The organism is Candidatus Pelagibacter sp. HIMB1483, assembly GCF_052048135.1.
In the GTDB taxonomy this organism is placed as follows: Bacteria; Pseudomonadota; Alphaproteobacteria; order Pelagibacterales; family Pelagibacteraceae; genus Pelagibacter.
The window spans coordinates 48460-60273 of the sequence record NZ_JBNAIM010000002.1; the positions used below are offsets into that span (position 1 = coordinate 48460).

Sequence of the window (11814 nt, forward strand, 5' to 3'; positions counted from 1 at the left end):
TTAATGAACTTTTTTTAACTCTTGTCTATCAGCGTTCATAACCTTATTCCACACTTCAACAAAGTCTTTAACAAATTTTTCTTTATTATCATCTTGCGCATAAACTTCAGCGTAAGATCTAAGAATAGAATTTGAACCAAATACTAAATCTACTCTTGTTGCAGTAAACTTAGCTTTATTAGATTTACGATCTACAATCTCATAAAGATTTTTATCAACTAAATTCCATTTAAACTTCATGTCTGTAAGATTAACAAAGAAATCATTCGTAAGAGCACCAACATTGTCAGTTAAAACTCCATGATTGCTGTTTCCATGATTAGTATTAAGTACTCTCATACCACCGATTAATATTGTCATTTCTTTTGCTGATAAATCCATTAAAGAGGCCCTATCAAGCATTAATTCCTCAGGATCAACTAAGTATTCTTCTTTAACCCAGTTTCTGAAGGCATCATGAATAGGTTCTAACACTTTAAACGACTCTACATCAGTTTGCTCTTGTGTGGCATCACCTCTGCCTGCAGAAAAAGGTACCTTAATATTAAATCCGCCTTTTTTGATTGCTTGTTCAAGGCCAACATTTCCTGCAAGAACAATTATGTCAGCAACGCTAGCTCCGGTTTCAGAAGCAACACTCTCAAGTTTTCCTAGTACCTTGTTTAGTCGTGCGGGCTCATTACCTTCCCAATTTTTTTGAGGTTCTAATCTTATTCTTGCTCCATTTGCACCACCTCTATGATCACTTCTTCTATATGTTCTTGCACTATCCCATGCTGTAGAAATCATTTCAGAGCTAGTTAAACCAGTACCTTCAATCAATTTTTTTGCTTTTTCTACATCAAAATCTTTTCCATCACTAACTGGATCTTGCCAGATTAAATCTTCTTTTGGAGCATCAGGACCAATATAATATTTTCTAGGACCTAAATCTCTATGAGTTAATTTAAACCAAGCCTTAGCAAATGTTTCTTCTAAGTACTTTGGATCTTTATGAAATTTTTCAGCAATTTTTTTATAACTCGGATCCATTTTCATTGCCATATCTGCATCAGTCATTATTGGATTTCTTTTTATTGAAGGATCAGCTAGATCTACAGGTTTATCCTCTTCTTTCATGTTAATCGGTTCCCATTGATTTGCTCCTGCAGGACTTTTCTTGAGCTCCCAATCATAGTTTAAAAGTAAATTTAAATAACTATGATCCCACTTATTTGGGTGAGTTGTCCATGCACCTTCAATACCGCTAGTCACTTGATTAACACCAAGACCACCTCCACCTTTTTTATTCCAACCAAAACCTTGTTCATGGATATCAGCAGCTTCTGGCTCAGGTCCTAACAACGAAGCATCTCCATTTCCATGAGCTCTTCCTACTGAGTGACCTCCAACAGTTAATGCACAAGTTTCCTCATCATTCATAGCCATTCTACCAAAAGTCTCTCTTACATCATGAGCCGTTCTCAAAGGATCAGACTTACCACCTACACCCTCTGGATTTACATAAATTAAACCCATTACAACTGCAGCTAAAGGATTATGAAGTGATGTTCTGTCTTCATTATTGTCGTATCTTTTATTTTCTAACCATTCTTTTTCTGATCCCCAATACACATCTTTTTCTGGATGCCAAATGTCTTCTCTTCCAAAAGAAAAACCATACATTTTAAGTCCCATTGACTCATAAGCCATATTGCCAGCTAAAATCATTAAATCAGCCCAACTAATTTTATTTCCATATTTCTTCTTAATTGGCCACAATAATCTTCTAGCTTTATCTAAGTTTGTATTATCTGGCCAAGAATTTAATGGTGCAAACCTATGATTACCAGTTCCACTTCCACCTCTACCATCTGCAATTCTGTATGTTCCTGCAGAGTGCCACGCCATTCTAATAAAAAGTCCACCATAGTGTCCAAGGTCTGCTGGCCACCATTCTTGACTGTCAGTCATCAAATTAATTAAATCTTTTTTTATACCATTAAAATCTAGTTTCTTTACTTCGCTCTTATAATCAAATTTAACATCCATAGGATTAGTTTTAGAGTCATGTTGATGCAAAATATCTAGATTTAAATTTTTAGGCCACCATTCAGATGTTGGTGATTGATTTGTTTTTGTCATACCGCCATGCATGACAGGACATTTTCCTGATCCATTTTTAGAAATTTCTGAACTCATTTTTTATCCTTTTTTTTGATGTTAAATATATGCACTTTATAATCATTCTAAACTAGAATTCAATAGCAATAATTGGAAATTTTAATGATTATTTGTTTTCTACTTTCACTAGAACTTCAACAGAAGTGATTTTTTTTCCTGGTAAAGATGTATTTAATTTAATTTTTTCTATTTTATCTTCTGATATGTCAGTTAGTTCACTTGTTCTTTCATCAAAAAAATGATGATGATTAGCTGTGTTTGTGTCAAAATAGCTTTTACCACTACTAATGATAGAAATTTCCTTTAAATAACCTTTTTTTTTAAACGCATGGACTGTGTTATAAACTGTCGCTAAAGATATCTTTTCGTTTAACTCATTAGAGATCTTTTTTGCTAGATCATTAATTGTAAAATGGAAAGTTTTTTCTCTATTAAACAACACCTCACAGATTTTTAGTCTTTGTTTTGTGGGTCTTAGACCTGAGGATCTTAATTTATAAGTAAATTCAGGGTTTTTTATCATTGTATCTTATAATTATTCTAAACTTTATGTATATTATAATGATCTAAAATCAAGTAATAAGGTGTTCAATTTATGAAAAAAAACTCCTATTCTTATGATGAGCTTATAAATTGTGGAAATGGAGGGCTCTTTGGGCCTGGTAATGCCAAATTACCCCTTCCTCCAATGCTTATGTTTGATAGAATTACAGAAATTAATGATAGTAATGGCGCTTTTAAAAAAGGATCATTAAAAGCGGAATTAGACATTAAAAAAGACCTTTGGTTTTTTGATTGTCATTTTAAAGAAGACCCTGTAATGCCAGGTTGCTTAGGACTTGATGCTATGTGGCAGCTAGTAGGGTTTTATTTGGGTTGGATAGGTAACCCTGGAAAAGGAAGAGCGTTAGGAGTTGGAACGGTGAAATTCACAGGTGAAGTACTCCAAAATGTTAAATTAGTAACATATGAAATTGATATGAAAAAAATTATGTCTCCTGGTGGAACAACTGTTGGTCTAGCTAATGGTATTGTTTTAGCTGATGGTAAAAAAATTTATTCAGCAGATAGTTTAAAAGTGGGGTTATTTAAATAATGAGAAGAGTTGTAATTACAGGTTTAGGTATTGTATCTTGTCTAGGAAATAATCAAGAAGAAGTTCATCAATCACTTTTAAACTCAAAATCAGGCATTACTTTTTCTGAAGAGTATAAAGAACACAATCTCAAAAGCCATGTTCATGGGAAACCTAATATTAAACTTGAGGATCATGTTGATAGAAAAACGATAAGATTTATGGGATCAGGATCAGCTTACAACTATATTGCAATGAAAGAAGCTATCAAAGACTCTGGCCTAGAAGAAAAAGAAGTAAGTAATTTTAAGACTGGAATTGTTATGGGCTCTGGTGGTCCATCGATTGAAAATGTAATTTTAGCAGCAGACAAAACTAGAGCTAAAACTCCAAAATTAATGGGACCATTCATTGTTCCAAGAACAATGGCAAGTACAGCTTCCGCAACACTTGCTGTACCTTTCAAAATAAAAGGAACTAACTATACAATGAGTTCTGCATGCGCAACTAGTGGGCACTGCATCGGAAACTCTATGGAATTGATTCAAATGGGTAAACAGGATGTTGTTTTTGCTGGCGGTAGTGAGGAAATTCATTGGGCAATGACTGCAATGTTTGATGCTATGACTGCTCTATCATCAAAATATAATGATAATCCAGAGACAGCATCAAGAGCTTATGACAAAACTAGAGATGGATTTGTAATCGCTGGTGGTGGTGGAGTTTTGGTGCTTGAAGAATACGAACACGCTAAGGCTAGAGGAGCTAAAATATATGCAGAATTAACCGGTTATGGAGCAACTTCAGATGGATATGATATGGTAGCACCATCTGGTGAGGGAGCAGTAAGATGTATGCAAATGGCAATGGCAACAGCTAAAAATAAAATTGATTATATCAATACTCACGGAACTTCCACTCCAGTAGGAGATATTACAGAACTAAATGCAGTTAAAAATACTTTTGGAGACAATATTCCAAAAATAAGTTCGACAAAATCTCTCTCAGGTCATCCTTTAGGTGCTGCCTCTGTTCATGAAGCTATCTATTGTTTAATTATGATGAAAAATAATTTCATTGCTGGATCAGCAAACATTACTGACATGGATGATGAGGCTAAAAAATTTCCTATAGTTTCAAAAACTGAAATAGGTGCAACTTTAAATACGGTAATGTCGAATAGTTTTGGTTTTGGTGGAACTAATGCAGCTTTAATTTTTGAAAAGGTTTAATTTATGAGTTTAATGAAAGGTAAAAAAGGATTAATTATGGGTGTTGCTAATGAGAGATCTATTGCCTGGGGTATTTCTCAAAAACTCGCTGAAGCAGGAGCCGAATTGGCATTCACATATTTAGGTGATGCACTAAAAAAGAGAGTGGTACCTTTAGCTGAAAAATTAAATTCAAAAGTGACATTCAGTTGTGATGTTGAAAAAAAAGAAGAAGTGGTCAAATTATTTGAGGATATTAAATCTCAATGGGGAGAAATTGATTTTGTTGTTCACGCAGTTGCTTTTTCAGATAAATCAGAATTATCGGGTGAATATTTAAATACTACTAGAGAAAATTTTTTAAGAAGTATGTTGATCTCTTGTTTTTCATTTACTGAAGTGGCAAAAGAAGCATCAAAAGTAATGAAACAAGGAGGAAGTCTTCTTACTTTAACTTATGAGTCCACAAAAGCTATTCCTAATTATAATGTTATGGGGGTATGTAAATCAGCCCTTGAAGCAAGTGTTAAATATCTAGCTAGAGATTTAGGAGCTAAAGGTATGAGGGTTAATGCAATTAGTGCAGGACCTATTAAAACATTAGCTGCATCTGCAATTGGAGATGCAAAATTCTTGTATAAATGGAATGAAGACCATTCTTTCCTAAAGAGAAATGTAGATATCCATGATGTAGGGAATTCAGCATTATATTTACTTAGTGATCTTGCAAACGGCGTTACAGGTGAAATTCACTATGTAGATGCTGGATATAACAAAGTTGGAATGCCAGATCCTAAAAACATAACTTAAAAATAGGGGGCGTTCTGTTGTCAGTCCTAATTCAACTTATAACAGAATATAACACTTTTTGAATAGGTACATAGTAGGGTACATAGTCTTTTGATCATTTCTTTGTGATAACTTTGTAATTGAGGTTTTTAGCGCACTAGAAAATATTTTTAAGGGTTATAATATTCAATATTTAAAATAGAAATATATCAAAATAATGAAATTTAAATTTATTGGTAATGCTGGTAGTATATTCATAGGTTCAGAGGGAACTAGAATTTTATGTGATCCTTGGATAGTAGATGGGGTATTTGAAGATGCCTGGTATCATTATCCACCACTTAAGACAAAATTATCTGATATTAAAGATGTAGATGGAATTTATGTTAGTCATATTCACCCAGACCATTATGACGAAAGAAACTTTGATTTTCCAAAAAACATACCCCTGATCATTTTAAATGAGGGACCAAATTTTTTAAAAAAAAATCTAATTAATAAAGGTTATAGTAATTTTATAGAAATAAAAGATAAAGAAACAACAGAATTTAAAGAGTTCAAATTAACCTTATTCAAACCTTTTACAAAACATATTTTTGAAGAGTCCCTAATTGGTAATTTAATTGATAGTGCTTTAGTTTTAGAAAATGAAGGGGTAACCGCCATCAATTTTAATGATAACGGACCTGATAAAGATGCGTGTATTTTATTAAAAAATAGATTTAAAAATATTGATTTAGCAATGTTAAATTATAACGCTGCAGGACCTTATCCTTCTTGTTTTGACAATTTAACTACTGAAGAAAAAATAAGTGAAAATCAAAGAATATTAAAAAGAAACTTTGATCATTTGTGTAATATTATTCCCATTCTTCAACCTAAATCAGTATTACCATTCGCAGGATCGTATATTATTGGAGGTAAAAACTATTATAAGAATGAATATTTAGGAACTACAACTTGGGACGAGTGTGCTGAGTATCTTAACAAAAATTTGAACTTTGATTCTAAAGTATTTTGTTTAAGAGAAAATCAAATTTACGATATTAAAAATCAAAAACAATTAGAAAAGTATGAGAAATTAGATGTCAATGAGATGAAAAAATATATCCAATCGTTGAAGGATAAAAAATATGAGTATGAAAATGATGAAATGCCTAATATTTCTATATTAAAAGATGAACTAAATTTAGCTTCGAACAAATTTATTGATCGAATTAAGAAATTTAATATTGAAGTAAAGTCTAATGTTTATTTAAAAATAGAAAACGAGAACATACAAATAGTAAAAGGCAAAGATAATAGCAGACACTTATACTGTGATTTAGATTTAAGATTATTAAATAGAATTTTGCATAAAAAAGCACATTGGAATAATGCTGAAATAGGAACACATATTAACTTTAAAAGAATACCCGACAAGATGGATCCGGATGTTCATACTTGTATGAGTTTCTTTCATCTTTAGAATACTATTAATCCTTAATTTAAGAAAAAGTTATTTTTATGATGTAGGTACATAGTTAATAATTTTTAAGTTTTGTTGGAAATAAAAGGTTATCTAATTTTTAGGGGCGTTCTGTTGCCAGGTGCCCCTAAATTTATTCAGAAGCTTGTTTGATAGAAAGTTTAACTTTACCTCTATCGAAACCAATCACTTTAACTTTTACTTCGTCACCTTCTTTGACAACGTCAGTAACTTTAGCAACTCTTTTATCTGCAAGTTCTGAGATATGAACTAGTCCATCTTGTTTTCCTAAGAAATTAACAAATGCACCAAACTCCATAATCTTCATAACTTTACCTGAATAAATTTTGTTCAATTCAGCTTTAGCAGTGATATCTTTGATCATTTGCATAGCAGTGTTTCTAGATTCTTCATCAGGAGCAGCAACTGTTACTACACCTTCGTCATTTACATCTACTTTTGCACCTGATTTTTCAACTATCTCTCTTATCGTTGCTCCACCTTTTCCAATCACAGCGGCAATATCTTTTTTATCAACATTAATTTTTTCCATTTTTGGAGTGTGCTTCCCAACGTCTGCTCTTGAAGCTGATAATGCTTTATTCATTTCTCCTAAGATATGAACTCTTCCATCTTTAGCCTGGCTTAATGCTTGTTCCATTATTTCAAATGTAATACCAGTAATTTTTATATCCATTTGGAGTGAAGTAATCCCATCTTTAGTACCTGCAACTTTAAAATCCATATCCCCAAGATGATCTTCATCACCTAAGATATCCGATAGAACACTAAAATCATCACCTTCTTTAATTAAACCCATTGCTATACCTGCAACTGGTTCTTTAATTGGCACACCGGCATCCATTAATGCTAATGATGTTCCACAAACAGTAGCCATTGAAGATGACCCATTAGACTCTGTAATTTCAGAAACAACCCTAAAAGTATACGGAAATGTTTCTTTTGAAGGTAATGAAGAATGAATAGCTCTCCATGCTAATTTACCATGTCCAATTTCTCTTCTACCAGTTCCAATTCTTCCTGTTTCTCCAACTGAGAATGGTGGAAAATTATAGTGAAGCATAAATCTTTCTTTTTGAAGTCCATCTAAGCTCTCAATTCTTTGTTCATCATCAGAAGTACCTAAAGTAGCTGTAACTATTGCCTGTGTTTCTCCTCTAGTAAATAAAGCAGAACCATGAGTTCTTGGTAAAATACCCACTTCACAAGAAATAGGTCTAACCTCAGACAATCCTCTTCCATCAATCCTATTCTTATTTTTTAGAATATCTGTTCGAACAATAGATTTTTCGATTTTTTTAAGTTCAGAATTTACATCTAAGTCTGTATAATTTTCATCTTCCTCAAAAAGCTTTTTAGCTTTATCTGTGATTTCTGATATTTGATTTGATCTATCTTGTTTATCTCTTGTTCCAAAAGCTTTCTTAAGATCTTCTGTAAAATTTGACTCAAGTTTTTTCTTAACTTCAGATAGATCTTTTTTTTCAACTGTCCACTCTGGTTTTCTACACTCTTTTGCAAGTTCTTCTATCATTTCAATTACTGGAACAAAACCCTCATGACCAAATTTAACTGCATTTAACATTTCTTCTTCTGTTAAACCACTTGCTTCTGACTCAACCATAAGCACGGCATCTTTTGTACCTGCTACAACTAAATCTAATTTTGATTTTTCTAATTCTGTTTTTGATGGATTTAAAACATATTTTCCATCAATATATCCAACTCTAGAAGCACCCACAGGGCCCATAAAAGGCATTCCTGATATAGCTAATGCTGCTGATGAAGCAGTAATTGATAAAATATCAGCTTCATTTTCTTTATCATAAGAAATTACAGTTGGTAATAACTGAACTTCATTTTTAAATTCATCAGGAAACAATGGTCTAATTGGTCTATCAATTAATCTTGAGATTAATGTTTCACTTTCGGTTGGTCTTGCTTCTCTTTTAAAATATCCGCCTGGAATTTTTCCTGCTGCATAATATTTTTCTTGGTAGTTTACAGACAATGGAAAGTAATCCACATCAGGATTTACTTTTTTTGCTCCTACCACTGTTGCTAAAACAACCGTTTCTCCACATGTTGCGATTATTGCACCGTCTGCCTGTCTTGCTACTTTACCTGTTTCTAAACTTATCTTCTTTCCTGCTACTTCAATTTCCTTCTTGTATACTTTAAACATTTCATTTCCATTTCGTTTCGTTCCATTTCGTTCTATCTATTTTGACTTCTATTTTCTTAAATTCAATTTCGACAGTACATTTTTGTAAGAATCTACCTTATTTTTTTTTAGGTAATCTAACAATTTTTTTCTTCTATTGACCGCTCTCAACAACCCAACTGATGAATGTTTATCTTTTTTGAATTGCTTAATATGTTTTGAGAGAGTATCAATTTTTTCTGTTAACAATGCAATTTGTATCTCCGATGATCCAGTATCTTTATCATGCATTGCTAGTTCTTGTGCTTTTTTGTTCATAGTTTTCCTATTTATTTGTTTGTTTTATTAAGTTTTCTATTTTTTCCGCATACTCAAAAGACTCGTCTTTTTTAAAAAGTAATTTTGGTAAAAATTTCATAACCACTTTCTGTGATAAAATTTTTCTAATTAAAAATGAATATTCTTTTAAAATATCAATTGTTTCCTCAGCATTCTTTCCTCCAAGTGGAAGGACATATGCTTTAGCAATTTTTAAATCCTGACTCATTCTTACTTCAGTAACCGTTATATTGTTAGTTTCTAAATTTGGAACCTTAGCCTCATTTCTGATAAAAATCATGCTTAAAGACTGTTTTATCATTTCACCAACTCTTAACTGTCTTTGCGAAACTGGTTTTCCTATCCTATCTGCCATTAAATCGACCTTTCCTTCGTTGTAACACTAAAAGCCTCTATTGTGTCATTTTTTTGGAAATCAATATAATCTTTGACTGTAATTCCACATTCTTGCCCATTGTTTACTTGTTTTACTTGATTTTTTTCTCTAAACAAACTTCCAACTTTTCCAGTAAAAATAATTGTGCCATCTCTAATTATTCTTACATCTGAATTACTATTAATTTCACCTTCTGTTACTTTTGAACCTGCAACCTTGCCAGCTCCTGAAACCTTAAATATTTCTAAAATTTGTGCAACACCAATAATTTTTTCCTCCACATCTGGTGTTAATAGTCCAGACATCTTTTTTTTCACAAAATCTAAAACTTCATAAATTATATTATAAGATGAAATTTGAATTTTTTCGATTTCTGCAAGTTTTTTTGCTTCTTTACTTGGTTTAACATTGAATGCAATTAATACTGCTTGTGATGCTTTTGCTAATGTCACATCTGTCTCCGTTACCATTCCAATATCTGCTAAAATTATTTTTGGTTTTACTTCTTCATGCTTAATTTGACTAATTGCGTTTTTAATTGCTTCTGATGATCCATGTACATCAGATTTAATAATTAGATTTAATTCCTCAGTTGATTTATTTGAAAATGCCGATTCTTGTGTGGCAAAAGTCAGGGGATTCTTTCCATCTTTACTCTCTTGAGCTCTATTTTCACTTAAAGTCTTTGCTTCTTTCTCATTGTCAAGAACGATAAAATCGTCTCCTGCTTTAGCAGCACCATTTATGCCTAAAATTTCAACTGGTGTTGAGGGTAAAGCTTCATCAATATTGTTTCCCTTATCATTAATGATTGCTCTAATTTTTCCCCATTTCAATCCACTTACAAAAAAGTCTCCCTTCTTTAAAGTTCCTGTTGTAACTATAATTGTTGCAACAGGTCCTCTTCCAGTATCAATTTTAGACTCCAAAACAACACCTGTAGCTTTTGACTCAAAATCAGTTTTAAGATCTAAAATTTCAGCTTGAAGAGTGATTGCCTCAATTAATTTATCTAAGTTCTTTTTTGTTTTGGCGGAAATTTCAACCATCAAAGTATCCCCAGATAAATCTTCAGCAATTAGTTCATATTCTAATAACTGATTTTTAATTTTTTGTGGGTCTGCATCTGGCAAATCACACTTATTTATTGCTACCACTATTGGTACATTTGCGGCTTTAGCATGTTTAATTGACTCTACTGTTTGTGGTTTTACTCCATCATCAGCTGCAACAACAAGAACTACAATGTCAGTAAGTTTTGATCCTCTAGCCCTCATTTCAGTAAAAGCAGCATGACCTGGCGTATCAATAAAAGTTAATTTGTTTGTTTGATTTTCAATTTGATAAGCTCCTATATGTTGAGTAATTCCTCCAAATTCTCCTGAAACTACATTTGCACTTCTCAAAACATCTAGAACAGACGTTTTTCCATGATCAACGTGGCCCATAACTGTAATTATTGGTGGTCTATTTCTTAAATTTTCTGTTCTCGAGGCTTTTATTTTTTTTATTATTTCCTCTGCTTTCTCTTCTCTAATTGGATTATGTCCAAACTCCTTAACTAAATACTCAGCTGTATCCGCAGCTAAATTTTGATTTATGGTTACTGTTACTCCCATGCCGAACATATGTTTAATTATATTGCTGGACTGTTCCGCCATTCTATTTGCAAGTTCTCTTACTGTAATTACCTCAGGAATATTTATATCTCTTATAGTTTTTAATTTTTCTTGAACTTCCTCTTTTGTTAAATTTCTATTTTCTTTTTGTCTTGCTCTTTTAACTGAAGCTAAACTTCTTTCCCTTGCTTCAATCTGATCACTTAGAGCTCTAGAAACAGTTAGTTTTAGTTCTCTCTTATTAGTGCTAGATTTTATTATTTTTTTATTTTTATTTTCATTTTCATCTTTAAGTCTTTTGGTAGCCCTTTGTTCAGCTAATTTTCTTCTTTCAAAATCACTTGTTGGTGAGGGTAATTTTACGTTATAATTTGATTTATTAAATTTCCCTTTACTAAATGTTGAGCTAGTTTTTGACTTAGAAAAAACTGGTTTAAATGTTCCTGATTTACCAGGAAATTTTCCTGTTTGTTTTTCAATTATTACTGAATTTTTTCCAAGATTTTTTGCTTTATCAATATTTTTAATAGACTTTTTTGCTATGCCACCAGATATTGTTAATTTTGTTTTTTTCTCCATAGCTCATCTC

Annotated in this window: 10 protein-coding genes; 4 read left to right on the top strand and 6 right to left on the bottom strand. The window is 32.1% G+C overall.

The window, feature by feature from the left end; translation table 11 throughout:
• Positions 1–2181, bottom strand: coding sequence for a catalase/peroxidase HPI (gene katG, locus ACTTAV_RS00905; protein ID WP_440669577.1), 2181 nt, complete (start codon positions 2179–2181; stop codon positions 1–3).
• A gap of 88 nt (positions 2182–2269) precedes the next feature.
• Positions 2270–2686 (bottom strand): Fur family transcriptional regulator, encoded by a 417-nt coding sequence (locus ACTTAV_RS00910; protein WP_440669578.1) that lies wholly within the window; start codon positions 2684–2686, stop codon positions 2270–2272.
• Positions 2687–2758: 72 nt separating this feature from the next.
• Here ACTTAV_RS00910 and fabA point away from each other — a divergent pair, with 72 nt between their 5' ends.
• The 4 genes from fabA to ACTTAV_RS00930 all read left to right on the top strand — a co-directional run bounded on the left by fabA (position 2759) and on the right by ACTTAV_RS00930 (position 6706).
• Positions 2759–3259 carry a bifunctional 3-hydroxydecanoyl-ACP dehydratase/trans-2-decenoyl-ACP isomerase gene (gene fabA / locus ACTTAV_RS00915; RefSeq protein ID WP_440669580.1) on the top strand — a complete coding sequence of 167 codons (501 nt, stop codon included), beginning with the start codon at positions 2759–2761 and terminating at the stop codon, positions 3257–3259.
• Entirely contained in the window at positions 3259–4470 is a 1212-nt protein-coding gene (fabB, locus tag ACTTAV_RS00920; RefSeq protein WP_440669581.1) for a beta-ketoacyl-ACP synthase I, read from the top strand. Before fabA ends, fabB begins: the two co-directional genes overlap by 1 nt.
• A 3-nt stretch (positions 4471–4473) precedes the next feature.
• Complete coding sequence (locus tag ACTTAV_RS00925) at positions 4474–5259, top strand: enoyl-ACP reductase FabI (RefSeq protein ID WP_440669583.1); 786 nt, start codon at positions 4474–4476, stop codon at positions 5257–5259.
• Between the two features lie 196 nt (positions 5260–5455).
• Complete coding sequence (locus ACTTAV_RS00930) at positions 5456–6706, top strand: MBL fold metallo-hydrolase (RefSeq protein WP_440669584.1); 1251 nt, start codon at positions 5456–5458, stop codon at positions 6704–6706.
• Between the two features lie 133 nt (positions 6707–6839).
• Here ACTTAV_RS00930 and pnp read toward each other — a convergent pair whose 3' ends face one another.
• Genes pnp through infB form a run of 4 tightly spaced genes read right to left on the bottom strand, consistent with a single transcriptional unit; the run spans position 6840 to position 11804 of the window.
• On the bottom strand, positions 6840–8912 hold the full coding sequence (gene pnp / locus ACTTAV_RS00935) for a polyribonucleotide nucleotidyltransferase (protein WP_440669585.1): 2073 nt from the start codon (positions 8910–8912) through the stop codon (positions 6840–6842).
• Between the two features lie 48 nt (positions 8913–8960).
• Positions 8961–9209 carry a 30S ribosomal protein S15 gene (gene rpsO, locus ACTTAV_RS00940; protein ID WP_440669587.1) on the bottom strand — a complete coding sequence of 83 codons (249 nt, stop codon included), beginning with the start codon at positions 9207–9209 and terminating at the stop codon, positions 8961–8963.
• 7 nt (positions 9210–9216) lie between these two features.
• Complete coding sequence (gene rbfA, locus ACTTAV_RS00945) at positions 9217–9585, bottom strand: 30S ribosome-binding factor RbfA (protein ID WP_440669588.1); 369 nt, start codon at positions 9583–9585, stop codon at positions 9217–9219.
• Positions 9585–11804, bottom strand: coding sequence for a translation initiation factor IF-2 (gene infB, locus ACTTAV_RS00950; protein ID WP_440669589.1), 2220 nt, complete (start codon positions 11802–11804; stop codon positions 9585–9587). The genes rbfA and infB overlap by 1 nt, the downstream gene beginning before the upstream one ends.
• Positions 11805–11814: the final 10 nt, after the last annotated feature.

Bases quoted from the DNA above. Each gene is read 5' to 3' on its own strand.
- katG (WP_440669577.1), bottom strand. From the start codon at position 2,181: ATGAGTTCAGAAATTTCTAAAAATGGATCAGGAAAATGTCCTGTCATG.
- ACTTAV_RS00910 (WP_440669578.1), bottom strand. From the start codon at position 2,686: ATGATAAAAAACCCTGAATTTACTTATAAATTAAGATCCTCAGGTCTA.
- fabA (WP_440669580.1), top strand. From the start codon at position 2,759: ATGAAAAAAAACTCCTATTCTTATGATGAGCTTATAAATTGTGGAAAT.
- fabB (WP_440669581.1), top strand. From the start codon at position 3,259: ATGAGAAGAGTTGTAATTACAGGTTTAGGTATTGTATCTTGTCTAGGA.
- ACTTAV_RS00925 (WP_440669583.1), top strand. From the start codon at position 4,474: ATGAGTTTAATGAAAGGTAAAAAAGGATTAATTATGGGTGTTGCTAAT.
- ACTTAV_RS00930 (WP_440669584.1), top strand. From the start codon at position 5,456: ATGAAATTTAAATTTATTGGTAATGCTGGTAGTATATTCATAGGTTCA.
- pnp (WP_440669585.1), bottom strand. From the start codon at position 8,912: ATGTTTAAAGTATACAAGAAGGAAATTGAAGTAGCAGGAAAGAAGATA.
- rpsO (WP_440669587.1), bottom strand. From the start codon at position 9,209: ATGAACAAAAAAGCACAAGAACTAGCAATGCATGATAAAGATACTGGA.
- rbfA (WP_440669588.1), bottom strand. From the start codon at position 9,585: ATGGCAGATAGGATAGGAAAACCAGTTTCGCAAAGACAGTTAAGAGTT.
- infB (WP_440669589.1), bottom strand. From the start codon at position 11,804: ATGGAGAAAAAAACAAAATTAACAATATCTGGTGGCATAGCAAAAAAG.